The 24141-nt window shown below is 63.8% G+C and carries 26 protein-coding genes and 1 tRNA gene; 14 read left to right on the top strand and 13 right to left on the bottom strand.

The genetic code is table 11. The features are described from left to right. The first annotated feature begins 33 nt into the window (after positions 1-33). From D2N39_RS07400 to D2N39_RS07390, 3 genes are read left to right on the top strand one after another with little or no spacing between them, the layout of a single operon-like run. Positions 34-699, top strand: a complete 666-nt coding sequence (locus D2N39_RS07400; protein WP_119134139.1) for an amino acid ABC transporter permease — start codon at positions 34-36, stop codon at positions 697-699. 11 nt (positions 700-710) lie between these two features. Then, complete coding sequence (locus D2N39_RS07395; protein ID WP_119134138.1) at positions 711-1364, top strand: amino acid ABC transporter permease; 654 nt, start codon at positions 711-713, stop codon at positions 1362-1364. Further along, positions 1357-2079: an amino acid ABC transporter ATP-binding protein gene (locus tag D2N39_RS07390; RefSeq protein ID WP_119134137.1), complete on the top strand. Its 723-nt coding sequence runs from the start codon at positions 1357-1359 to the stop codon at positions 2077-2079. The genes D2N39_RS07395 and D2N39_RS07390 overlap by 8 nt, the downstream gene beginning before the upstream one ends. A 70-nt stretch (positions 2080-2149) precedes the next feature. Here the strand turns inward: D2N39_RS07390 and D2N39_RS07385 are convergent, their stop codons facing one another. Beyond that, positions 2150-3187, bottom strand: coding sequence for an Ldh family oxidoreductase (locus D2N39_RS07385; RefSeq protein ID WP_119134136.1), 1038 nt, complete (start codon positions 3185-3187; stop codon positions 2150-2152). Positions 3188-3242: 55 nt separating this feature from the next. After that, positions 3243-3890, bottom strand: coding sequence for a helix-turn-helix domain-containing protein (locus tag D2N39_RS07380; RefSeq protein WP_119134135.1), 648 nt, complete (start codon positions 3888-3890; stop codon positions 3243-3245). Positions 3891-4054: 164 nt separating this feature from the next. Between D2N39_RS07380 and lhpI the strand changes: the two genes are divergently transcribed. From lhpI to D2N39_RS07360, 4 genes are read left to right on the top strand one after another with little or no spacing between them, the layout of a single operon-like run. Further along, entirely contained in the window at positions 4055-5743 is a 1689-nt protein-coding gene (gene lhpI / locus D2N39_RS07375) for a cis-3-hydroxy-L-proline dehydratase (RefSeq protein WP_119134134.1), read from the top strand. A gap of 45 nt (positions 5744-5788) precedes the next feature. Beyond that, the gene (locus D2N39_RS07370) at positions 5789-6748 is read left to right on the top strand and encodes a dihydrodipicolinate synthase family protein (protein WP_054302961.1); all 960 of its coding nucleotides are present in this window, start codon (positions 5789-5791) and stop codon (positions 6746-6748) included. After that, the gene (locus D2N39_RS07365) at positions 6739-7671 is read left to right on the top strand and encodes a 4-hydroxyproline epimerase (protein WP_119134133.1); all 933 of its coding nucleotides are present in this window, start codon (positions 6739-6741) and stop codon (positions 7669-7671) included. The genes D2N39_RS07370 and D2N39_RS07365 overlap by 10 nt, the downstream gene beginning before the upstream one ends. A gap of 55 nt (positions 7672-7726) precedes the next feature. Then, positions 7727-8977, top strand: coding sequence for an NAD(P)/FAD-dependent oxidoreductase (locus D2N39_RS07360; protein WP_119134132.1), 1251 nt, complete (start codon positions 7727-7729; stop codon positions 8975-8977). 14 nt (positions 8978-8991) lie between these two features. On the opposite strand, the gene D2N39_RS07355 is transcribed toward D2N39_RS07360, so the two are convergent. Further along, entirely contained in the window at positions 8992-10026 is a 1035-nt protein-coding gene (locus D2N39_RS07355; RefSeq protein WP_119134131.1) for a trans-3-hydroxy-L-proline dehydratase, read from the bottom strand. Between the two features lie 110 nt (positions 10027-10136). Between D2N39_RS07355 and D2N39_RS07350 the strand changes: the two genes are divergently transcribed. After that, the gene (locus D2N39_RS07350; RefSeq protein WP_119134130.1) at positions 10137-10793 is read left to right on the top strand and encodes a GntR family transcriptional regulator; all 657 of its coding nucleotides are present in this window, start codon (positions 10137-10139) and stop codon (positions 10791-10793) included. Positions 10794-11016: 223 nt separating this feature from the next. On the opposite strand, the gene D2N39_RS07345 is transcribed toward D2N39_RS07350, so the two are convergent. From D2N39_RS07345 to D2N39_RS07305, 9 genes are all read right to left on the bottom strand, one after another. Next, positions 11017-11093: transfer RNA gene (locus D2N39_RS07345), tRNA-Pro, on the bottom strand. A gap of 66 nt (positions 11094-11159) precedes the next feature. Further along, positions 11160-12125, bottom strand: coding sequence for a DMT family transporter (locus tag D2N39_RS07340; protein WP_119134129.1), 966 nt, complete (start codon positions 12123-12125; stop codon positions 11160-11162). Positions 12126-12287: 162 nt separating this feature from the next. Beyond that, positions 12288-13394: a 3-isopropylmalate dehydrogenase gene (gene leuB / locus D2N39_RS07335; protein ID WP_119134128.1), complete on the bottom strand. Its 1107-nt coding sequence runs from the start codon at positions 13392-13394 to the stop codon at positions 12288-12290. Positions 13395-13496: 102 nt separating this feature from the next. Next, complete coding sequence (locus tag D2N39_RS07330) at positions 13497-14537, bottom strand: endonuclease/exonuclease/phosphatase family protein (protein WP_267899571.1); 1041 nt, start codon at positions 14535-14537, stop codon at positions 13497-13499. Then, positions 14534-15370, bottom strand: coding sequence for a hypothetical protein (locus D2N39_RS07325; RefSeq protein WP_233557079.1), 837 nt, complete (start codon positions 15368-15370; stop codon positions 14534-14536). Before D2N39_RS07325 ends, D2N39_RS07330 begins: the two co-directional genes overlap by 4 nt. 265 nt (positions 15371-15635) lie before the next feature. After that, positions 15636-16241 carry a 3-isopropylmalate dehydratase small subunit gene (gene leuD, locus D2N39_RS07320; protein WP_119134126.1) on the bottom strand — a complete coding sequence of 202 codons (606 nt, stop codon included), beginning with the start codon at positions 16239-16241 and terminating at the stop codon, positions 15636-15638. 124 nt (positions 16242-16365) lie between these two features. Then, entirely contained in the window at positions 16366-17112 is a 747-nt protein-coding gene (locus tag D2N39_RS07315) for a DUF3800 domain-containing protein (protein ID WP_119134125.1), read from the bottom strand. Further along, the gene (leuC, locus tag D2N39_RS07310) at positions 17112-18530 is read right to left on the bottom strand and encodes a 3-isopropylmalate dehydratase large subunit (protein ID WP_119134124.1); all 1419 of its coding nucleotides are present in this window, start codon (positions 18528-18530) and stop codon (positions 17112-17114) included. The genes D2N39_RS07315 and leuC overlap by 1 nt, the downstream gene beginning before the upstream one ends. A gap of 74 nt (positions 18531-18604) precedes the next feature. Next, entirely contained in the window at positions 18605-18805 is a 201-nt protein-coding gene (locus D2N39_RS07305; protein WP_119134123.1) for a hypothetical protein, read from the bottom strand. A gap of 47 nt (positions 18806-18852) precedes the next feature. Here D2N39_RS07305 and D2N39_RS07300 point away from each other — a divergent pair, with 47 nt between their 5' ends. The 3 genes from D2N39_RS07300 to rlmH all read left to right on the top strand — a co-directional run bounded on the left by D2N39_RS07300 (position 18853) and on the right by rlmH (position 21215). Continuing rightward, on the top strand, positions 18853-20214 hold the full coding sequence (locus D2N39_RS07300; protein WP_119134122.1) for a mechanosensitive ion channel family protein: 1362 nt from the start codon (positions 18853-18855) through the stop codon (positions 20212-20214). A gap of 159 nt (positions 20215-20373) precedes the next feature. Next, positions 20374-20745 carry a ribosome silencing factor gene (rsfS, locus tag D2N39_RS07295; protein ID WP_199725220.1) on the top strand — a complete coding sequence of 124 codons (372 nt, stop codon included), beginning with the start codon at positions 20374-20376 and terminating at the stop codon, positions 20743-20745. Continuing rightward, on the top strand, positions 20745-21215 hold the full coding sequence (gene rlmH / locus D2N39_RS07290; RefSeq protein WP_119134121.1) for a 23S rRNA (pseudouridine(1915)-N(3))-methyltransferase RlmH: 471 nt from the start codon (positions 20745-20747) through the stop codon (positions 21213-21215). Before rsfS ends, rlmH begins: the two co-directional genes overlap by 1 nt. 2 nt (positions 21216-21217) lie before the next feature. On the opposite strand, the gene phnF is transcribed toward rlmH, so the two are convergent. Next, entirely contained in the window at positions 21218-21928 is a 711-nt protein-coding gene (gene phnF / locus D2N39_RS07285; protein WP_119134120.1) for a phosphonate metabolism transcriptional regulator PhnF, read from the bottom strand. Positions 21929-22045: 117 nt separating this feature from the next. Between phnF and phnG the strand changes: the two genes are divergently transcribed. The 3 genes from phnG to D2N39_RS07270 are packed head-to-tail and all read left to right on the top strand — an operon-like array spanning position 22046 to position 24140. After that, entirely contained in the window at positions 22046-22492 is a 447-nt protein-coding gene (gene phnG, locus D2N39_RS07280; RefSeq protein ID WP_119134119.1) for a phosphonate C-P lyase system protein PhnG, read from the top strand. Next, entirely contained in the window at positions 22489-23058 is a 570-nt protein-coding gene (gene phnH / locus D2N39_RS07275; protein WP_119134118.1) for a phosphonate C-P lyase system protein PhnH, read from the top strand. The genes phnG and phnH overlap by 4 nt, the downstream gene beginning before the upstream one ends. Next, on the top strand, positions 23058-24140 hold the full coding sequence (locus D2N39_RS07270; RefSeq protein WP_119134117.1) for a carbon-phosphorus lyase complex subunit PhnI: 1083 nt from the start codon (positions 23058-23060) through the stop codon (positions 24138-24140). Before phnH ends, D2N39_RS07270 begins: the two co-directional genes overlap by 1 nt. Position 24141: the final 1 nt, after the last annotated feature.

Genomic DNA, 24141 nt, shown 5'->3' with positions numbered 1-24141 from the left:
CTGTCCTTCCGCGTCCCCAGGCCGGAGACAGCAATGTTCGGTTACACCTTCCAATGGAACCAGGCGCTGGCCCGGCTTCCGAAGATGCTGGACGGTGCGGTGGTGACGATGGAGGTGGCGGTGCTATCGATGCTGATCGGCATTGCGCTTGCCATCCTGTTGACCCTGCTGCGCCTGTCCGGCGCGCGCGCCCTGCGCGGCATCGCAACCGGCTGGGTCGAGATTGCGCGCAACACCCCTGCCCTGTTCCAGATCTACATGGCGCATTTCGGGGTTGCCAGCTTCGGCATCCACTTCAGCCCCTTCGTCTCGCTGCTCATCGGCATCACCTTCAACAATGCAGGCTATCTGGCCGAGAATTTCCGCGGCGCGCTGAAGGCCATCCCCGAGACACAGACGCGGGCCGGGCGGTCGCTGGGCATGTCGCAGCTGCAAGCCTTCCGCTACATCATCCTGCCACAGATGCTGCGCATTTCCTTCCTGCCGATGACCAACCAGATGGTCTGGGCGGTTCTGATGACCTCTCTGGGCGTGACGGTGGGCATGAATGCCGATCTTTACGGCATCACGCAGGATCTGAACGCGCTGACCTTCCGCACCTTCGAGTTGTTCGCCATCGCCGGGGTGCTGTTCTACGTCATCACCAAGATCATCACACTGGGCGCGCGCCTGATCGCCGCACGCCTGTTCCGGTATTGAGAGGGTCCACCATGTTCAATACCGCTCTTTCCGCCGCCGATCTGGTTTTTCTGGCCAAGGGCGCGGGCATGACGATCCTCGTCACCGCGATTTCCGTGGCCATCGGCACTCTGCTCGGCATCCTGTTTGGCGTGATCCGGGTGCAGCTTGGTGCGAAGCTGTCGCTGCCGCTGACCTTCTTTCTGGATATCTTCCGCTCGGTCCCGCTGCTGATCCAGCTTGTCCTTGCCAATGCCTTCATGGGCATGGTGCTGCGCCTTCAGGTTTCGGGCTTCACCGTGGCCTGCGGTGTGCTGTCGCTCTACACTGCCGCCTATTGCGCCGAGATCGTGCGCGGCGGCATCGACGCGGTGCCTGCCACCACCCGCCGCGCGGCGCGGTCGCTGGGCATGAGCTGGATGCAGGACATGCGCTATATCGTGGCCCCGCTGGCGACGCGGATCGCGCTCCCGTCGTGGATCGGGCTTGCGCTTGGCGTGATGAAGGATTCCGCGCTGGTCTATGTGGTGCAGGTGACCGAATTGCTGAAATCCACCCAGATCCTGATCACCCGCCTGCAAGAGCCGCTTTTTCTGCTGCTGATCTGCGGTGCCTTCTACTTCCTCATCAGCTTCCCGCTGGCCCGTTTCGGCGGGTATCTTGAAAAAAGGTGGTCCCATGATTGAGATCCAGAACGTCCACAAATCCTTTGGTCCGCTCAAGGTTCTCAAGGGCATCGACCTGACGGTGGAAAAGGGCGAGGTTGTCACCGTAATCGGGGGCTCGGGGTCGGGGAAATCGACGCTGCTGACCTGCATCAACGGGTTGGAGCCCATTGATTCCGGCCGTATCCTTGTGGATGGCACCGAGGTTCACGCCCGCACGACCGACCTGAACAGGCTGCGCCAGAAGATCGGGATCGTGTTCCAGCAATGGAACGCCTTTCCGCATCTGACCGTCTTGGAAAACGTGACGCTGGCACCGCGCAAGGTGCTGGGGATCGACAAGGCGGAAGCCGAGGCGATTGCGGAAAAGCAGTTGCGCCACGTCGGGCTGGGCGACAAGCTGTCCACCTTCCCCTCGCGCCTGTCAGGCGGGCAGCAGCAGCGCATGGCGATTGCCCGCGCGCTGGCCATGTCGCCGGATTACATGCTGTTCGACGAGGTCACCTCGGCGCTGGACCCGCAGCTTGTGGGTGAGGTGCTGGAGACGCTGAAGATGCTGGCCGAGGAAGGTATGACCATGATCTGTGTGACGCATGAAATGGCCTTTGCCCGCGACGTGTCAGACCGCGTGGCCTATTTCCACAAGGGGATCATGGCCGAAATCGGGGCGCCGGAACAGATTTTCGGCGATCCGCAGCACCTGGAAACGCGAGCCTTTCTGGCCAGCGTGCGCTGAACCCCTTCTTCAAAACAGGAAAAAGGCGCGTGGGCTACCCTCGCGCCTTTCGCAATTCCGGCCTGATCGCTCAGGCGGCGACAGCCGCAAGGCCCATGGCCTCGAAACGGTCAAGCTGCGCCAGTTCGGTGTCGCTGAGCGTAATGCCGTCGCGCAGGGCCCTGTCGCGTGCGGCAAATCGGCGTTCGGACGGCAGGCGCGCGCCCTGCGCCCCGATGGCGGTCAGCAGCTTCTCGCCCTCGGCAATCGGGTCACGGCCACTGCGGGCGGCGAAGACCTGCGGGTCCAGTGCGATCACTAGCGCGCCATGACGCGGCAGTAGGTCGGTGCCGCCCATGAAATCCAGTGCTTCCTTGCTCATGAACTCTCCCAGCATCGCACCCGACAGCAGTTCGACCATGGTCGATATGGCAGACCCCTTATGGCCTCCGAAAGTCAGCATCGCACCGTCCAGCGCCGCCTCCGGGTCGGTGGTCGGCTTACCGTCGCGGTCAACGGCCCAGCCTTCAGGGATCGGCTTGCCCGCGCGGCGGTGCAATTCGATCTCGCCCCGCGCGGCAACGCTGGTCGCAAAGTCGAAGACATAGGGATGCGCGCCCTTGCGCGGCCAGCCAAAGGCCAGCGGATTGGTGCCCAGAAGCGGCTCCTTCCCGCCAGCGGGTGCCACGAAAGAATAGCTCGGGCACATCGACAGCGAGGCAAGCCCGTCCTCGGCCAGCGCCTCGACATCATGCCACAGCGCCGAGAAATGCAGACAGTCGCGGATCACCAGCGCCGCAAGGCCGGTTTCGCGGGCACGGGCCGCCAGCGCTGCGCGGGCGGTATAAAACGCGGGGTTGGAAAATCCACCCTTTGCATCCACCTCGATCACGGATTTCCCGGCATCATGCAGCTCCGGCACCGCATCAGGCACGACCTTGCCCGCAGCCAGAACCCGCAGGCAGCCCTCGATCCGGTAAATGCCGTGCGATTTGCAATTGTCCCGTTCGCCCGCAACGATCACGCGGGCCACGGCCTCGGCGCTTTCGCGGCGCACACCGGCACGGGTGAAGATGGTTTCGACGCGCGTCAGCAGCGCATCGCAGGACAGGATGTTTGGCTCGGCCATGCTTGGGCAGTCTCCTTCAGAAAGGCAGGGGGTGGGCAGACCGGGCGTCCTGCGCCTACCTGTCCACGTCGATATAGGTGCAGGCCCAGAATACGCGGGCCTCGTCATCGTCGAGGGCGCGCAAGCCGTGCTTCAACGTGCTGTCGAAATAGGCGCAGTCGCCCGGTTCCAGCACGACGGGCTGGTAATGCTCCACCACCAGTTCGATCCGGCCGGACAGCACATACAGCGTTTCCTCGCCATCATGCGCCTCAAGCTCGGACGGTCTCAGCGGCGCGCGTTTCTCGACACGGGTCACAAGGGGGATGATCTTTTTCTCGGCCAGCGCGTTGCAAAGCACCTCGTATTCGAAGTTCTTCGAACGCACCTTGCGCCCCTGCCCCGCCTTGGTCACCGTCATGCGGGTCGTCTGATGCGCCTCGTGATCCGACGAGAACAGCCGCTCCATCCCGATGTCATAGGCCCGCGCGATGCGGACAAGGTTTTCGTAGCTTGGCGAGACGCGGCCGTTTTCGATCTTGTGGATCGTCGATACGGCAAGACCTGTCCGCTGCGCCGCCGCCTCAAGGGTCAGGCCACAGGCCTGCCGCACGGATTTCATCCGGTTCCCCAGATCGGACCGCAGTTGCAGGCGCTCGGCCTCCCAGGCGTCTCCTGCCGGATCGGCTTCGGCACCGTCCAAGGATTTTTCCGTTTGCGTCATATTTTTCTTTTCTTACCAGTTGTGATCGTTTAAGCATATTTTCGTGGCGACTGCAAGATTAGCAATCTGCCAACAGAAAAGAGAATCCCAAAGTCGGCCCTTTCGATACCGTTCCGCGTGAAATGACCGAAACGGCGGCTCTTCGACGGACAACGAGGTAAACCATGGCAACCATGATCGTTTCCGCATCGGTTCAGGGGCCGCTCCTCGTCTGCGACGAGGGGCTGAGCGTCTGGGGCGGCGTGAACCCGTCCACGGGCGAGATCATCGACGCGCTGCACCCCCAACGCGGGCACTCGCTGGCCGGTCAGATCGTGATGATGCCGACCAGTCGGGGGTCGTGCACCGGCAGCGGCGTGCTGCTGGGTCTGGCCTTCGCGGGCAATGCCCCGCGCGCCCTGATCTTCCGCGAGGGCGAAGACATCCTGACGCTGGGCGCGCTGGTGGCCGGGCGGCTGTTCGGGCATGACATCGCGGTGCTGCGCCTGACGGCCGCCGAATATGATGCGCTGGCCCACGAAACCGCCGCCAGAATCACCCCCGACGCGTTGACTGCCGGGGCGCTGACCCTGCCGCTTGTCCCCGCCGGAGACCGGGACCTGGAGCTGACGGCAGCCGACCGGTCCTTCCTTGACGGCCAGCAAGGCGCGGCGGCGCAGCTTGCGATGGAGATCATCGTCACCATGGCCCGCGCGCAGGGCGCTCCGCGCCTGACCGATGTCAGCCGCGTGCATATCGACGGCTGCATCTATGCCAGCCCGGCCTTCCTGACCTTTGCCCGCAGCATGGCCGACAAGGGCGCAAGGGTGCGCGTGCCGACCACGATGAACGCCATTTCGGTGGATCACGCCAACTGGCGCGCGCAGGGCGTCGCCCCTGCCTTCGGCACTCCGGCTGCGGGGCTGGCCGATGCCTATGTCGAGATGGGCGCGAAGCCCAGCTTCACCTGCGCGCCCTATCTGCTGAAGGATTGCCCCGGCACGGGCGAAGACATCGCATGGGCCGAAAGCAATGCGGTGATCTATGCCAACAGCGTGCTGGGCGCGCGCACGGTGAAACACGCCGATTTCATGGATCTCTGCATCGCTTTGACCGGGCGCACCGCGCTTGCCGGGGTTTACCTGCCGGAAAACCGCGCGCCGCGCCGGATCATTGATGTGGCCCTGCCGGACGGGGCCGACGATGCCTTCTGGCCCATTTTGGGCTGGCTGGTGGGTCAGGCGGCACCAGACCGTATTCCGCTGATCCGGGGACTGGAGCACGCGCACCCGTCACAGGATGATCTGAAGGCGCTTTGCGCCGCCTTCGGGACGACCTCAGCCGCGCCGATGCTGCATGTCGCAGGCCTCACGCCCGAGGCAGGCCTGCCCCCCGCGCCCGAGGCCGACACCGTGACGCTTGGCCCTGCCGATTTCGCCCGGCTCTGGCAGGACTTCAATCGCGGTCCGGCGCAGGTCGATCTGGTCGCGCTTGGCAGCCCGCATTTCTCGGCGGACGAATGTGCGCTTTTCGCCGATCTGATGGCGGGAAGCCGCGTGCATCCCGAAGTCACCACGATCATCACGCTTGGCCGCGACACACTTGCGGCGATCGGGCGGAACGGCGTCCAGGCCCGGCTGGAAGCCGCAGGCGTCAGGATCATTCCCGATCTGTGCTGGTGCTCGATCTCGGAGCCGGTCTTTCCGCCACAGGCAAAGGTGCTGATGACCAATTCCGGCAAATACGCCCATTACGCACCGGGGCTGAGCAATCGCAGCATCCGCTTTGGTGCGCTTGCCCAATGCGCCGAAACGGCACGCAGCGGGCTGGCCCCTGCCCTGCCCCCCGGCTGGATGACGCAAGCCACAATCTGACGCGGGGGTTCCCCCTGCCCTTCCCACGAACCAACGGAGCCTCCGATGAAGAAAGATGTATTTCTTGGCACGATCCCCGCATTGCTGACGCCCTGCACCGCAGACCGTCAGCCCGATTTCGACGCACTTGTGCGCAAGGGACAAGAGATGATGGCGGCCGGCATGTCCGGCGTGGTCTATTGCGGGTCATGCGGCGACTGGCCACTGCTGACCGACGAACAGCGCATGGAAGGCGTGGAACGTCTGACGAAGGCCGGGGTGCCGGTCGTCGTCGGCACCGGCGCCATCAACACCAGATCCGCCGTGGCCCATGCCGCCCATGCCCAGAAGATCGGCGCCGCCGGTCTGATGGTCATTCCGCGGGTGCTGTCGCGCGGGCTTTCAGTCGCCGCACAGCGTAACCATTTCAAGGCGATCCTCGACGCGGCGCCGGATGTGCCCGCCATCATCTACAACAGCCCCTACTACGGCTATTCAACCAAGGCAGACCTGTTCTTCGCCCTGCGTGCCGAGCACAGGAACCTGATCGGTTTCAAGGAATTCGGCGGCAAGGCGGATCTGAGCTATGCGGCGGAACATATCACCTCGCAGGATGACGAGGTGATCCTGATGGTGGGCGTGGATACCGAGGTCTACCACGGTTTCGTCAAATGCGGCGCGGTGGGCGCGATCACCGGCATCGGCACGATCTTCCCGAAGGAATCGCTGCTTCAGGTCGCGCTGTCACGTCGCGCCGCCGAGGGCTGCCCCGAAGCCGACCTGCGCGCGCGCGAACTGGCCGAAGCATTTTCGGTGCTGGCCAAGTTCGACGAGGGCGTCGATCTCGTGCTTTACTTCAAGCATCTCATGGTGCTGAAGGGCGAAAGCGAATATGCGCTCAATATCAATGAAACCGATGCGCTGTCGCCCTCGCAGGCCAAATTCTGCGAAGCGCAGTTCCACCAGTTCAACAAGTGGTTCGCCGCATGGTCGCGTCAGGGCGGGGTGATCGCTGAATGCATGTGATCGACAGCCATACCGGCGGAGAGCCGACACGGGTGATCCTTGATGGCGGTCCCGATCTCGGAACCGGGCCTCTGGCCGAACGGGCGGCGCGGCTTGCAACGGAATACCGGGATTTCTACCGCTCGGTCATTCTTGAACCGCGCGGGCAGCCCGCCATGGTCTGTGCCCTGCTGGTTCCGCCGGTCGATCCGACCTGCGTGACCGGGGTGATCTACTTCGACGCCGAGGCGGTTCTGGGCATGTGCGGCCATGGCACCATCGGGCTGGCAGTGACGCTGGCCCATCTGGGCCGCATCGGCATCGGCCAGCACCGGATCGAAACGCCGGTCGGGGTTGTGACAGTCGATCTGCTGGACCCGAACACGGTTCGGGTGACGAATGTCGAAAGCCGCCGCACCCGCAGCGGCGTTTCGGTCGAGGTCGCGGGCGTCGGCACCGTCACCGGCGATCTGGCCTATGGCGGCAACGGCTTCTTCATTGTCGATCCCAGCCCGATCCCGGTCACCGCCTCGAACATCCGTCAGTTGAGCGAGGTCACCATAGCGGTGCGCGAGGCGCTTCAGGCGGCGGGGATCACCTGCGCGCCCGGTATGCCGGTCGATCATGTGATCTTCTACGGCCCCGCCGAAACGCCGGAAGGCCACAGCCGCAACTTCGTGCTGTGCCCCGATGACGCCTATGACCGCTCGCCCTGCGGCACCGGCAGTTCGGCCCGGCTGGCCTGTCTTGCCGCCGCCGGACGGCTGGCCGAAGGCACTGAGATCGTGCAGGAAAGCATCATCGGCAGCACCTACCGGCTGTCCTGGCGCAAGGGGCCGAATGGCGGAATCATCCCCTCGATCACCGGCAGCGCCTATGTGATGGCGGAAAGCCGGCTGATCTTTCAGGTGGACGACCCGTTCCGACTGGGCATCGTGCTCTGACCCCAGCCCCGGCCGTCAGGGCCGGGGTTTCCCCTTGCTTTCATGGCTGACCGGAATGCCACATCCCACCCAAACGGAAATCATCGTCATCGGCGCCGGGATCATCGGCGTGACCACCGCGCTGGCGCTTCAGGCCGAGGGGCACCGCGTGCGCTTGCTGGATCGCAAGGGCGTGGCCGCCGAAACCTCGCGCGGAAACGCCGGGGCCTTCGCCTTTGCCGAGCTGGAGCCGCTGGCCACCCCCGGCATCATGCGCAAGGCGCCGAAATGGCTGCTGGACCCGCTGGGGCCGCTGTCGCTGCGGCCGGCCTATGCGGCGCAGATCCTGCCATGGATGTGGCATTTCTGGCGGGCGACGGCACCTTCACGCTACGAGGCGGCGGTGCAGGCGCAATCGGGGCTGATGCGGCTGTCACAACAGGCGCTGGAGCGGCTGATCACGCGCGTTGACGGGGCGCCGCTGATGCGCCGGGAAGGCCAGCTTCAGGTCTATGAGGGGCAGGCGCAATTCGCCGCCTCGCTGCCCGCGTGGGATCTGCGCCGCCGCCATGGCATCGCCTTCGACCTGCTGGAAAGTCCGGCGGTGATTGCGGAAATCCAGCCGGGGCTGAACCCGCGCTTCACCCATGCAGGCTTTACCCCCGGTTGGATGAACACCGTCGATCCCGCCCGTTGGACGGAACACCTTGCCGCCGCTTTCGTCACCGCAGGCGGCGTGATCGAGGTGGCAGATGTCCGCGCGATCCAACCGCGCGAGGCGGGCGTGGATATCATCACCGCCACCGGAACCCGCACCGCCGCGCAGGTTATCGTTTCCGCCGGGGCGTGGTCGCATCATCTTGCCCGGACGCTGGGCGACCGCATCCCGCTGGAAACCGAACGCGGCTACAACACCACCTTCCCCACGGCCAGTTTCGATCTGCGCACCCATCTGACCTTCAGCAATCACGGCTTCGTCGTCAGCCGCATCGGCGAGGGCTTGCGCGTCGGCGGCGCGGTAGAGCTGGGCGGCCTGAACCTTCCGCCGAACTACAGGCGCGCCGAAATCCTCGTGCGCAAGACAGCCGAGTTCCTGCCCGGCTTCGATCCGAATGGCGGCACGCAATGGATGGGCTTCCGCCCTTCGCTGCCCGACAGCCTGCCGGTCATCGCCCGCGCACCGGGGGCCGACCGGGTGATCTATGCTTTCGGCCACGGCCATCTGGGGCTGACGCAATCCGCCGGAACTGCCGAACTGGTCGCCGCCCTTGTGGCGGGTCGGGAGCCTGCGGTGTCGCTCATCCCCTTCGATCCGCGTCGGTTCTGACCCGACCCCTGGCCTCAGCCGAACAGCCGGGGCCAGGTATCGGAAATGCGATAGCCCTCGGGCCAGGGATCTGCCGGGTCCAGCATGTGCTGATGCGTGCCCGTGATCCATGCCCGGCCACTGATTTCGGGCCGGATGGCCGGAATATCCCCGACGCGGGTTTCCCCAAGAATACGGCCATGAAACTCTGACCCGATGATCGACACGCCGGTAAAGCGGTCCTCCGGCCCCATCTGGTTGCGCGCGTGCAGAATGGCCATGCGGGCGGAAACGGCGGTTCCGGTCGGCGACCTATCCAGCTTGCCGGGCTGAATTGCAACCACCGATTGTGCCCGCAACTGGTTGCCCTGCCGCGACACCGGACCGGCGAACAGACAGAAGGAATGATGCGTCCAGTCGGGCTGCCCCGGATGCTCGAACCGATATCGCGCATTGGCGGCATTGGTAATGCGGATGCCGGTTTCCGCGATCTCGCGCGCATTCCCGGCCACGAGGTCGATGCCCAGAGCGACCGGATCGACCACGACGAAACTGTCCCCGCCGAAGGCCGTATCGACCGTCAGACAGCCCAGCCCCGGCACATCCAGCGGCACATCCAGCCGCGTGGCGAAAGACGGCAGGTTTTCGACATGGATACGTTGGGCCTTGCCTTGCGCGCATTCCGCCCGCACCCGCACCAGACCGCCCGGTGCTTCCAGCACCATTTCGGTGACCGGCTCCTGCATCGGGATGATGCCGCTGTCCAGCAACACCGTCGAAACGCAGATCGAGTTCGATCCCGACATCGGCGGTGTGTCTTCCGGCTCCATGATGATCCATGCGGCCTGCGCCTCGGGATGTCTGGGCGGCACCAGAAGGTTCACATGACGGAACACCCCGCCACGCGGTTCATTCAGCATGAAGTTGCGCAGCACCTGATTGCGGGCAATCCAGTTGCGCTGTTCCCAGACCGTGCTGCCGGGTGGCGGGGAAACACCACCGACAATCACATCGCCCACCTCGCCCTCTGCATGGCAGGACACGACATGGATGACCTTCGTGCTGCGCATTTCTTTCCTCCGCTTGCGTGACGCCCGATAATGAATATTGTATCCAATATACATTGCAGAGTCCAAGCTCTTCGCTGGCAAACTTTGTCGATGCGAGGCATATCCGGCACATGAAGTTCGAACCCACCGATCTGTCACAAACCCGATCCGCCGCGGATGTCGTCTTCGCGGCCTTGCGCGCGGCCATCGTGAATGGTGATCTGGAAAACGGCACACAGCTTCGACAGGAGGAAATTGCCGCGGCTTTCAAGGTCAGCCGCATTCCCGTGCGCGAGGCGATCGCCCGGCTTGAACAGCTCGGCCTTGTCGAGACGCGGCGCTACAAGGGGGCCTTCGTTACCGATCTTCCACCACAGGAGATCGAGGAAATTTTCCGCCTGCGCGCCCTTGTCGAAGGCGATGCCATCCGTCACGCGGCAGCCCGGATGACCGGCACCGCCCTGGCCGAGGCCGAAAGCGCGCATCTGGCCTTTGCCGATGCGGCCACCCCGGCCGAATGGATGGAACAGAACCGCCGCTTCCACTGCGCGCTTTATGCGGTTGGTGGGCAAAGGCACTATCTTGGCGTGATCGAAAACCTGCTGAACCTCAGCGACCGCTATCTGCGCGCCCAGCTTTCGCTGACCGACGGCCACCGGAAAGCGGTCGAGGAGCATGCACTGATCCTTGATGCCTGCAAGGCCGGCGATGCCACACTTGCCGCCCGGCTGACCACACAGCACATCAAGGACGCCAAACTCGCCCTACTGAAATGTCTTGGCCACTGATCTGGCCGCCGTCACAAAGCTTCGGCTTTCTGAAGACTCTCATATGCCTGCATTATTTGCGCGCATAGCCACTGCGCAGTGCGAGGCTCCCACCATGACACCGTGCTGCCGTGGCAATGTCAGGGACTTTCGTCCTGAAAAGGGATCAGGCTCGCTTTGGTTCTGCCCCGCGCCATGCAGGGCGCCCAAAGGGCACTATACTCTTTATTTTCAGGGGGATAACTGGTCGGAGCGAGAGGATTCGAACCTCCGACCCCCTGCTCCCGAAGCAGGTGCGCTACCAGGCTGCGCTACGCTCCGACCGTGGCGTGGGGTTAAACCGGATTGCGCGGCATTGCAAGGGGGCCGAATGCGATTCTTGTGCAATCAGCCTTCGTTCCGCTCTGCCAGTTCGCGGCGGCGCAGCAGAAGCGAGATCCGCGGCGTCGTGCCTGTCTCGGGCCGCGAGCGCGATTCCAGCACCGGGCGGTTTTCCGACACTTTCGCCCGCCCCTCGCGCAGCACGATATAGATGCCGGAGGCGATGATGACTGCCGCGCCCAGCAGGGTGTAGCTGTCCGGCGTTTCGTCGAAGATCAGATAGCCGAAGATCGCGGCCCAGATCATCTGCGAATACTGCATCGGCGCCACGATCACCGCCTCGGCGCGGCGATAGGCCATGATGATCAGAAGCATGGCCACAAAGCTGAACAGCGCGATGATGCCCAGCATGCCCAGATGCACCACTGGCATCGGTTTGTAGACGAAGGGCAGCGCCAGCCCCAGCACCACGAAATTGGCCATCATCGGATAAAGCAGCAGAACGACCGAGCGTTCCTCGGTGCCGATCTTGCGCACGATGACCGAGGCAAGCGAGGAAAATATAGCCGCCGCAAGCGCAGCCGCATGGCCGAGGCTCAGCGGTTCCGCCCCCGGTCGCAGCACAATCATCACGCCAGCCAATCCAACCAGCACCGCAAGGCCCCGCCGCAGACCGACCTTTTCGCCCAGAAGCGGAATGGCCAACAAAGTGATCAGCAGGGGCGCGGCGAACAGAATCGCATAGGTCTGCGCCAGCGGCAGCACCGAGAAGGCATAGAAGGCAGAGACGCCGGTGATGACCGTAGACACCATACGCAGAGCCATCCACCACGGGTGGCGCGGGCGCAGGTGGCCATCGGTGCGGTCGCTCATCAGCATGGTGGTGGCGAGCGGGAAGCTCAGCAGACCCGCGAAGAAGATGATCTGGATTGCGTGATAATCGGCGCCCAGAAACTTCACCACCACGTCATGTGTGGCATAGATGGCAAAGGCGAGAAGCGCGAGAAGCGCGCCCTGGGCATTGGGGGTCATGGGTCTGGCCTGCGGAAAGCGACGCCTGCGCCGCGGTGTTTGCGCTATCGCCCGTTTTACAGAACGGGGGGCATGGCCTCAAGCCATACAGGCGCAACAAAAACGGCCGCCAACGAGTGGCGGCCGGAAATCGCGCGGATCAACCGATCAGATGCCAGCCAATCAGAGGCTGGCGTCGAGCGCCGCAACGATGGCGTCGCCCATGGCGGAGGTCGAGACGGGGGTGCCACCTTCGGGGCCCATCAGATCAGCGGTGCGTACGCCATCGGCGAGGACTTTCTCGACCGCCTGCTCCAGCCGGGCCGCCTCGTCACCAAGGTCAAAGCTGTAGCGCAGCGCCATGGCGAAGCTCAGGATGCAGGCGATCGGGTTGGCCTTGCCCTGCCCCGCGATGTCGGGGGCGGAACCGTGGACGGGCTCATACAGCGCCTTCGGGCGGCCATTGGCCATCGGCGCACCCAGAGATGCCGAGGGCAGCATGCCCAGCGAGCCGGTCAGCATGGCGGCGGCATCCGACAGCAGGTCACCGAACAGGTTGTCGGTCACGATGACGTCGAACTGCTTGGGCCAGCGGCAGAGCTGCATCGCACCGGCGTCGGCATACATGTGCGACAGCGCGACATCCGGGTATTCCTTGTCGTGGATTTCCTGCACGACCTGACGCCACAGGATGCCCGATTCCATGACATTGGCCTTCTCCATCGAGCAGACCTTGTTGCCGCGGCGGCGGGCCAGTTCAAAGGCCGAGCGCGCGACGCGGGCGATTTCGGATTCGGTATAGCGCTGGGTATTGATGCCCACACGCTCGTTCCCTTCGGTGAAGATACCGCGCGGTTCGCCGAAATAGATGCCCGAGGTCAGCTCGCGCACGATCACGATGTCGAGGCCCCCGACGACCTCTTTCTTCAGCGACGAGAAATCGGCCAGCGCATCGAAGCACTGGGCCGGCCGCAGGTTGGAATAGAGGTCCATTTCCTTGCGCAGGCGCAGCAGGCCCCGCTCGGGCTTCACGCTGAAATCGAGGTTGTCGTATTTCGGACCACCCACGGCACCCAGCAGTACGCAATCCACCTCTTGCGCCTTGGCCATGGTGTCATCATGCAGCGGCGTGCCGTGCTTGTCATAGGCGCAGCCGCCGACAAGGTCTTCGCTCACGTCGAAGGCGATGCCGCGCTTGGCATCATACCAGCCGATGATCTTTTTCACCTCGGCCATGACTTCGGGGCCGATGCCGTCGCCGGCAAGGATGAGGATGGAGGGGTTTGCCACGTCAAGGGCTCCTTGATCTGCACGCAGGTTTTGATCTGCAAGAAAGGTTGGCCGTGGCGTAGCCTTTGGGGGCAGTCGGGTCAAGCAGGCTTGGGGTTTCGCCTATGGCAGATCGAGCGTGACCCAGACCGGGAAGTGCCGCGAGGCGGCCGCCAGCGCCTCGGCCAGCGGGCCGGTTTGCGGGCGCATCACGCCCGCGCCGGTGACGCGCAGACCGGCAGAGGGCAGGATGTAATCCACCCGCAACCCGCCCGGCCCTTTGGCGTAGAATGCGGTATCCAGCGCAGGGTCGCCCTTGTGGTCGGGTTCGGGTGAAACCTCGGCCGCGCGGGGGGCCGGGTCTTGCAGACGGGGGTCGGACAGCAGGGCGCGCAGCGCCTCGGGGCGGCCATCGCCGTCCTGTGTGTCAAGATTGGCGTCGCCCAGCAGCACGAAGGGCGCCTGTGGCGGATCAAGTGGCAAGGCGCCGTCCAGAAGGCGAAGCCAGAAGGCAGCCTCGTCGTGATTGCGGCGGCCGTTGCGATCCTCCGGCCCATCGAACACCGGCGGCGTCGCGGCCCAGGCCAGAAGCTCCAGCTTGGTCCCATCGGGCAGATCCAGCCCAACCTGCCAGTGATTGACAGACGACAACCTTTGAAGCGCCCGCTCCTCCGCACCCATCCCCGGCGGCAACAGCGCGCCCGGCAGATCGGCCCACAGGAAGCCCGTGTAATCCACAGCAGCCTCGGCCCGGATCGGCAGGCGCGACAGCAGCGCCATGCCGCCCTGCCCCCGGAATGCGCCATAGCCCATAGCGTCTCGCGGGCCGTTCAACCGGCCATCCCGGTCAATATCCAGTTCCGTGGGCAGACCAGCGTTGGGTCCAAGGGCAAATTGCCAGCCGTAGGACAGGCCCGCTTCGGCCAGCCGCCCCCGCAATGCCGTCAGCGCCGCCTGTTCGGCATCAAAATCCACCCCGGTCAGCAGCAGCACATCGGCATCCAGCGCCACGATCACTGCCACGGCACCAGAAATCGCCGGGCTCTTGCCGCGCTCGATTTCCTCCAGCAGAAGACCGGGGCCTTTGCGGGTCAGCCCCGCATTCCATGTGGCAATGCGCAGTTCGTCCGCCCCGGCCGGTGCCGCGAGACTGAGCGCAATCAGGCAGGCATATAGCCTTCCGCGCCCATCACACTGGAAATACGGCGCTTTTCGCGGATCATCTCGGCGATCTTGCCCATGGCGATACCGCGCATGAACAGGCTGAACGGCAGGAAAGCCCATGCGGTCATCGTCCAGATCAGGGTTTGCGGATTGGTCAAAGTCAGAGGCTCGAACCCGGCCGATCCGATGCGCACGACCGCCGGGATCAGGAAGGGCAGCAGAAAACCGAAGGCGATGTTGATCCGCGCATCGCGCTCCAGCCGCACAACGACATCGCCGCCGGTCGTCGGGTCGAAGGTGGGCAGGTTGACCCAGACGTTGAAGCCATTGCCACGGTCTGGCCAGCCCTTCAGCTTCAGCAGGATAACAAAAACGGCCAACCCCACCAGCGAGATCAGATAGGCCATCGCCGCAGCCGTGCGCACCGAGATGACCTGAAGCTCCGACGCGCCCTCGGTCATCATCAGGGTCGCCAGACGGACCGGCGAATAGGGGAAATCCATCGCCTGCCCGATCAGCAGGCCAATGGCCCCGATCAGGGTGTTGAGAGTTGAAGGCTCCACCAGGCTTTTCTGTATGACGGTCAGAATGAAGACGGTGCAGAACAGGATCAGAAAGCGGATGCGGTTGAAGGGCGGCGCATCACGGAACTCCACCAACCCCGGATAGGTGGTCTTGTATTCCGCAAAGGTCAGCGCGCCAGCGAACAGGGCCACCAGCGCCACCATCTGCTTTTCGTCAGAGCCGGTTCCGGGCATGAGAACCGAAGGGGTTGCAACAAGCACCACCACGAAAAACGCCCGAAACGCGGCCCCTATCAGCCGTGTGAACACTGCCTTGCCTTCCTCAACCCGGCGCCGCCCGATACGTTGCCGGACGGCTTTTCCCAGTTTTTCCCGTGCTTTGCGACGGGCTGCCTCAATCTTGCCCAAGTTTTGCCTTCTTTCTTTCAAAGTCGCAACGGTTCAGGGCATTTAACGCGATCAATGCGGCAATTACGGGGAAAAACTGTCGCCACTTTGCATCAAAGCAGGGCAAGAAAAAGGCCGCCTTGGGGTTTCAACCCAAGGCGGCACAAGATGTAGTGGGTCCTGAAGGTCAGACCCAGGGACGCAGCAGACCTGCCTTGGCCTCGAATGTGTCGATGCTTGCCACTTTCTCCAGCGTCAGGCCGATGTCATCCAGCCCGTTCAGCAGGCAATGCTTGCGGAACGGATCGACCTCGAAGCCGAAGCTCTGCCCATCCGAGGTGGTGACGGTCTGCGCTTCCAGATCGACGGTCATCCGGGCATTTTCGCCTTTCTTCGCGTCCTCCATCAGCACATTCACAACCTCCTGCGGCATCACGATCGGCAGGATGCCGTTCTTGAAGCAGTTGTTGAAGAAGATGTCGGCAAAGCTGGTCGAGATCACGCAGCGGATGCCGAAATCCAGAAGCGCCCAGGGCGCATGCTCGCGCGAGGAACCGCAGCCGAAGTTGTCACCGGCAACGATGATCTCGGCCTTGCGGTAAGCCGGCTGGTTCAGCACGAAATCGGCAATCTCGGCGCCGTCCTGCGTGTAACGCATCTCGTCAAACAGGTTCTTGCCAAGACCCGAACGCTGGATCGTTTTCAGGAACTGCTTCGGGATGATCATATCGGTGTCGATATTGACCAGCGGCATCGGCGCGGCAACGCCGGTGAGGGTGGTGAACTTGTCCATGGTGCTATGAGCCCTTGTTAAGTTGACTTTTGGTCGCCAGTCCATTACATATACTAATGAAATGGGCTGGAGTTTTTCGGTCGGCGTGGGGCTTCTGGGCTTGCTCGGAGGCCCTTCGGCTTTTTCACGGGAAGCATTTCGGGTGTGGGAAGACCATCTTATGTTGAAGAACTTTGGCAGCCCGATTTTCCTGATCTGGACGCAGATAAGCCAACCCAAGTGGTCTTGCTGCCAGATCTGCAATTTGAAGACCTGTCGAGTTTGATCTTTTGTCGACGAACATGGGCTGCCAGTTGAAGCTCTGTATCACAGGCAATGCTCTCCCGATTTTTGGCTGACCAGCCGCGATGCGCCGGAATTCAAGTTCGAGGTGCCTATCCTCTTTCTGACCCCGCGCCTCAAACAAGACATGGACGGCATGCCCGTTCTCACCTTCGGATTGAAGAAATTTTGCTGCTTTCTCAATGCAGAAGGTGAGAGCAAGGTCATACGGGCTCCAGGGGTCAGAATAGCGCTCCGCGAGTTTCTCCTTGTCGATGATCGCACAGCAAAGGTGAATATCCGCCTCTTCGATCATCTTTGTCAGTCGTCCGATAAAGGCTGCTCTGGTTTGTACGGAGACTTGTAGAAAAGCAAACGCACCAGACTGTCGCCGGATATCCCGCTCATGAAGAATCAACTGATCATGCCCGACAGTTTCAAATTTGAGAGCTTGAAACTGAGGCACGAGTGAACCGGCATAGTAGGACTTTCGGACAATCAGGAAGACCAACACGAAGATCGGAAAATCACTCGCATCAGCCCCCAGAACTGGCGAGCCACTTTCATCAGCATAAATGATATACTCACTAAAAGCGGCCGCCTCGTGCATCACGCGTTTTCTGCCATCATCTCGCGCACATCCGTCAGGTGGCCGGTCACCGCCGCCGCCGCCGCCATGGCAGGGGACAAGAGGTGCGTGCGGCCGCCGCGGCCCTGACGGCCCTCGAAATTGCGGTTCGAGGTCGCAGCGCAGCGTTCGCCCGGCGACAGTTGGTCGGGGTTCATGGCGAGGCACATGGAACACCCGGCCAGACGCCATTCAAAGCCCGCGTCGATGAAGATTTGCGCCAGACCCTCTTCCTCGGCCTGCGCGCGCACGAGGCCCGAGCCCGGCACGACCATCGCGCGCATCCCCGGCTTGATCTTCTTGCCCTTCAGGATGGCGGCGGCGGCGCGCAGATCCTCGATCCGGCCATTGGTGCACGACCCGATGAACACGGTGTCGATCTTGATGTCCGACAGTTTCATGCCGGGGGTCAGACCCATATATTCCAGCGAACGGCGCGCGGCCTCGACCTTGCCGCCGGTGAAATCTTCGGGCGCGGGCACGGTGCCGGTGATCGGCAGCACATCCTCGGGGCTGGTGCCCCAGGTCACGACGGGGGCGATGTCCTCGCCCTTGAGCGTGACCACCTTGTCGAAATGCGCACCTTCATCGGTGAACAGCGATTTCCAGTAGGTCATCGCGGCTTCCCAGGCGGCGCCTTTCGGCGCATGCGGACGGCCCTTGATGTATTCAAAGGTCTTTTCGTCGGGCGCGATCAGGCCAGCACGCGCGCCGCCCTCGATCGCCATGTTGCAGACAGTCATGCGGCCTTCCATCGACAGGTCGCGGATCGCCTCGCCGCAATATTCGATGACATAGCCGGTGCCGCCCGCCGTGCCGGTCGCGCCGATGACCGACAGCGTGATGTCCTTGGCGGTGACGCCCGGACGCAGTTTGCCGGTGATCTCCACCTTCATGTTCTTCGACTTCTTCTGGATCAGCGTCTGGGTGGCCAGAACGTGTTCCACTTCCGAAGTGCCGATGCCATGCGCCAGCGAGCCGAAGGCGCCATGGGTGGCGGTGTGGCTGTCACCGCAGACCACGGTCATGCCCGGCAGCGTCCAGCCCTGTTCCGGGCCGACGATATGCACGATGCCCTGACGGATGTCGGAAACCGGGTAATAGTTGATGCCGAAATCCTTGGCGTTCTTGTCCAGCGCCTCGACCTGAATCCGCGATTCCTCATTGTCGATATGGGTGTCGCGGCCCGCCGTCGTGGGGACGTTGTGGTCCGGCACGGCGATGGTCTTTTCCGGCGCACGGACCTTGCGACCCGTCATGCGCAGACCTTCAAAGGCCTGCGGGCTGGTGACTTCATGCACCAGATGGCGGTCGATATACAGCAGGCAGGTGCCGTCTTCGGCCTGATGGACGACGTGGTCGTCCCAGATCTTGTCGTAGAGTGTGCGCGGAGCGGTCATGGCTCTCACCTTCATCAATGGGATAGCTGTGGGGATGCGAAACGGGGCCTTCAGATCTTGAGGCCGGCACGGCGTCAAAGCCGGGCGAGAATCGTGCGGGTCATGCCGAAAAAGCGGGCCGGAAGCCGCGCATGATCGGTGATGTTGAAGTAGATGAACCCGTCCATGGCAAAGGAAATACGCCTGATCGGGCTGAAATGCAATCGGCCAGCCAACAGAAGCCATATGCCCCGCCATGTGCCTGCATTGCCGAAATCGCTATCGTTTCCGGGCATTTCTGTCTTAGCCTTGCAGGATAACGCAGCAGAAAAACGGACGAGTAATGGAGTTTGGTGCGAATGCGATCTGGCAGAAGGCCGTTGCCCTAGCGGTCCAGGCCGCAGAATTCATCGAGTCGCTGACCGAACCGCCACGGGTCTGGCAGGTGGCGATTCTGGTGCTGATCGCGGGTCTGGCGCAGGCTCTGGCATGGATGACAGGCCCGCGGCTGGACAGCTGGATGCGCGAGCGCGAGGGGCTGAAGCTTTGGCAGATGAGGACGCTGATCACCCTGCGCCAACGGTTGCGCGGAGTTTTCTTCGTGATGCTGGCCTGGGCGGCGGTGGGCCTGTTGATGCTGTGGAGCCCCTTCCCCTCGCGCCGGTTTCTGGTGGAACTGGTGGCCACCATCGCCTCGGCCTGGGTGTTCATCGGGCTCGGGTCGCAATTGATCCGCAACCGGCTGATCCGGCGCATCGTGCGATGGGCGGCGTGGATCTATGTGACGCTGCTGTTCCTCGGCCTTGTCGCTCCGGCCTCGGCTTTTCTCGATTCGCTGGCGGTTGAGTTCGGCAGTTTCCGGCTGTCAGTCCTTACGGTTCTGAAGGCGCTGGCAGTGACCGGCGTGCTGCTGACGCTGGCACGGCTGATCTCGCAGGGCGCCGCGCGTCGCATCGGCAGCAATCAGGACATGAGCCCGACAATGCGGGTTCTGACCGTGAAGATGCTGCAAATCATGCTGTATGGCGCGGCCTTCTTCATCGGGTTGAAGGCCGTGGGCTTCGATCTGTCGGGGCTTGCCGTGCTGTCCGGTGCCATCGGGGTCGGCCTTGGCTTCGGCTTGCAGAAGGTGGTGTCGAACCTCGTTTCCGGTGTCATCATCCTGCTGGATAAATCGGTGAAACCCGGTGACGTCATCTCGATCGGCAATACCTTCGGCTGGATCGAGGCACTGGGCGCGCGCTATGTCTCGGTCGTCACCCGCGACGGCAAGGAATACCTGATCCCGAACGAGGATCTGATCACCGGGCAGGTGGTCAACTGGTCGCATTCCAACGATTTTGTCCGGCTCGACATCAATTTCGGAACCTCTTACGGCGACGACCCGCATCTGGTGCGCAAGCTGGCGGTCGAGGCGGCGGCCAGCGTCAACAGGGTGCTGACCAACAAGGCGCCGGTCTGCCATATCATCGGCTTCGGCGACAGTTCGGTCGATTACGTCCTGCGTTTCTGGATTCAGGATCCGACCGACGGTCTGACCAATATCCGCGGCAATGTCTTCCTTGCACTTTGGGATACGTTCAAGGCGCATGGCATCGCCATTCCCTTCCCGCAACGCGAGGTGCGGGTGATCGGCCTGCCCGAGGACACCGGCACCGGCCTCAAGGTGCCGACAGGGCTGGACCCTGACGGGCAGAGCGTTTAGGGCGGACCTACTCTGCGGATCGTTGAGATTCCGCCGAACGACTGTTAGATTGCTTCCCAACCCGGCGCCGGGGCGAATGCGGCGTGTCACCTGGAGGACGATGTCCTGTCTCATTCTGATCCTGCGACCGGCCTGCCGGTCGGACCGCGAGCCGAGCGCATGAACGACGCCGGCCCATCCAGCGAAGAGTTGCTTGCCCGCATCATCACCTCGCTTGAAGACGACAAGGCCGAAGACATCGTGCAGATCGACCTGCGCGGGCGGTCTGACATGGCCGATTACATGGTCATCTGCTCGGGCCGGTCCTCGCGTCAGGTGGCGGCGATTTCCGAAAAGCTGGTTGATCGGCTGAAGCAGGACTATGGCCGCCAGTGCAAGGTCGAAGGCAAGGAAACCGGCGACTGGGTGTTGATCGACACAGCCGATGTCATCGTGCATGTGTTCCGCCCGGAAGTGCGCGATTTCTATCAGCTTGAAAAGATGTGGCTGCCTGCGGGCCAGCAGCGCCCTGCCCCGACCTCCGGGGTCTGATGCGGGTCCATCTTTGCGCCGTGGGGCGGCTGCGCGCCGGCCCCGAGCGTGATCTGATCGACGATTACACAACGCGGTTTGACCGCACCGGCCGGGCGCTGGCGCTGGGGCCTTTCACCGAACATGAGATCGAGGACCGCAAGGGCGGCGGCATGGAGGCAGAGGCGACGCTGCTGGAGCGCGCGCTGCCCTCGGGCGCCTTGCTGATCACGCTGGACGAACGCGGCAAGCTTCTGTCCAGCCCGGAATTTGCCGATCATCTGGCGAAATGGCGCGATGACGGGCGGCAGGATGTCGCTTTCGTCATCGGCGGAGCCGACGGTATCGCGCCTGCGCTACGGGCGCGGGCCGATTTCTCCATCAGTTTCGGCAAGATGGTCTGGCCGCATATGCTGGTGCGGGTGATGCTGACCGAGCAGCTTTACCGCGCGGCCTCGATCCTTTCGGGCGCCCCCTATCACCGGGCCTGAGGTCAATCCGGCGTGACAGTCAGCGTCACCCGGTCCCCGGCGAACCAAGTGGTGCCGTATTCCAGCGGCCGCCCTGCCGCATCCACATTCACCGCCACCGAACGCAGGATCGGCGCGCCCTCCTGCACTTGCAGGGCCAGCGCCAGCACCGCCCCGGCGCGCTTCGCCGTCAGCCGGGTTTCGGCGCGCGTGTAATCGGCGACGCCCAGCGCGGTCAGGGCAGCAGTGACCGACTGGTATTCCTCCAGCAGAGCCAGCAGACCGGGCAAAGGTTCCGCAGGAAAGACCGACCGGAACGCTGCCAGCGGCTGCCCGTCGGCAAGCGACACGCCTTCCATCACATGCACCGGGGCGCCGGGGGCCAGTGTCAGCGCCTCGGCCTCCTCTGCGCTGGCGGGGCGGGTCTCCAGCCGGGTCAGCCGGCGCGACGGTGCGCGCCCCGAGGCGGCGACGTTCTGGTGAAAGCGCACGCGACGCCCCAACGGGTAATCGGTGGGCCGCGCGGTGACGAAAACCCCGGCCCCACGCCGGGCATGCAGGGTTCCCGCCTCTGCCAACACCGCCAGCGCATGCCGCACCGTATGGCGGTTCACGCCGAAACGGCTGGCCAGATCCGCCTCTGACGGCAGCTTGTCGCCGGGTCGATACAAGCCCTCGGCAATCTCGGCGGCCAGCGTGTCGGCAATGGATTTCCAGATCGGGCTGCGGGCCACGGAATCTCCTGTCGCAAAAGTTTCATGCCATCGGGCGTTGTGCCGACTCAGGTCATCGGCTATCACTTGTCTAGTTGTATAGTAAACTAGACAAATCCGCAACCTGTCGAGGATCAGATGACCGAACGCCCGGAAGATCTGGCGCGGAAGGGCTGGATGTCCCTTCTGGCCAAGGCGCCACCCGCGCGGCTTGCCGCCCTGCTGCCCGACCTGCCTGAAACCGCGCTGCTGCGCCCGGCCGAAGTGGGTTCCGTCATGGTGCGGGGTCGCGTCGGCGGCACCGGCGCCCCGTTCAATCTGGGCGAGATGACGGTGACTCGCTGCTCGCTGCGGCTGGCATGCGGCGCTGTGGGCCATGCCTATGTGCAGGGCCGCGACAAGGATCACGCCCGCCGCGCCGCCGTTGTGGATGCGCTGATGCAAACGCCCGAGGCCGCGCGGATCGAGGCGCAGGTGCTGCATCCCCTGCGGCTAGAGGCAGAGACCACCCGCACGACCCGCGCCGCCAAGGCGGCTGCAACAAAGGTCGAATTCTTCACCATGGTCCGCGGAGAGGATCAATGACGCCCGAAGCCCTGACCGGCGGGTTCGCCGCGCCCGCGACCGAGGCCGCCCATGCCTTCCGCGCCGCGCTGGAGGCGATGGCCCGCCCCGGCACCCTGCATCGCCTGACTGGCGCTACCCCGCCCGCGCCGCTGTCGCCCGCTGCCGGGGCGCTCTTGCTGACGCTTGCCGATACAACGACGCCGGTGCATCTGGCCGGGACGGTCGATTGCCCGGCGGTGCGCGACTGGATCACCTTCCATACCGGCGCCCCCTTCGCCCCGGCGGATCAGGCAGATTTCGCGGTGGGCGACTGGGCCGCGCTGCATCCTTTGACCCGCTTCCGCATCGGCCAGCCAGATTACCCGGACCGTTCCGCCACGCTGATCGTGGAACTGCCCACGCTTTCCGCGACCGGCGTAACGCTCCGTGGCCCCGGCATCCGTGACACGGCGCAACTGTCGCTGCCCGAGATCGCGGCATTCCGCGCCAATCGCGCGCTCTTTCCGCTGGGGTTCGATTGCTACTTCACCAGCGGCGACATGCTCGCCGCCCTGCCCCGATCCACCATCGTGGAGGAAGCCTGATGTATGTCGCCGTCAAGGGTGGCGAACGCGCCATCGACAACGCCCATGCCTGGCTGGCCGAAGAACGGCGCGGCGATCCATCGGTCACTGAACTGACCCTGCCGCAGATCCGCGAGCAGTTGAAGCTGGCGGTGAACCGGGTGATGGCCGAAGGATCGCTGTATGACCCCGATCTGGCGGCGCTGGCGATCAAGCAGGCGCGCGGCGATCTGATTGAGGCGATCTTCCTCATCCGCGCCTATCGCACCACACTGCCACGCCTTGGCGCCTCGCAGCCGGTGGAAACGGCCGCGATGGCGGTGGACCGCCGCGTCAGCGCCACCTTCAAGGATCTGCCCGGCGGGCAGGTGCTGGGGCCGACCTTCGATTACACGCACCGCCTGCTGGATTTCAAACTGGCGGCCGAGGGCGAGCTGCCGGTCGCGCCACTGGCGCCCGCCAGCCCTGAGACGGTGCCGCATGTCACCGGCCTTCTGGACCGCGACGGGCTGATCGAAGCCGCCCCGCGCGAGGAGACGCCGCCGCCTGACCTGACACGCGAACCGCTGGAACTGCCCGCGAACCGCCCGCTGCGGCTGCAAGCCATCACGCGGGGGGATGAGGGATTCATCCTGTCGCTGGCCTATTCCACCCAGCGCGGCTACGGCCGCACCCATGCCTTCGTCGGCGAACTGCGCATTGGCCGCGTGCCGGTGGAAATGGACATTCCCGAGCTGGGCTTCGCCATCGAGATCGGCGAGGTCGAACTGACGGAATGTGAAACCGTCAACCAGTTCAAGGGCTCGAAAACCGAACCGCCGCAATTCACCCGTGGCTATGGCCTGACCTTCGGCCAGACCGAGCGCAAGGCCATCGCCATGAGCCTCGTGGATCGCGCGCTGCGCTGGCAGGAGTTGGGCGAGGATTTCACCGGCGCCCCGGCGCAGGACGAGGAATTCGTGCTGAGCCATTGCGACAACATCCAGGCCACCGGATTTCTGGAGCATATCAAGTTGCCGCATTACGTCGATTTCCAGTCCGAACTGGAACTGGTGCGCCGCCTGCGGGCCGAGGCGATGCAGATACAGGAGGCGGCGGAATGAG

Source organism: Gemmobacter lutimaris, from assembly GCF_003570715.1.
In the GTDB taxonomy this organism is placed as follows: Bacteria; Pseudomonadota; Alphaproteobacteria; order Rhodobacterales; family Rhodobacteraceae; genus Gemmobacter; species Gemmobacter lutimaris.
The sequence above is the reverse complement of the archived record's forward strand: the minus strand, read 5'-3'. Positions and strand labels throughout refer to the sequence as shown.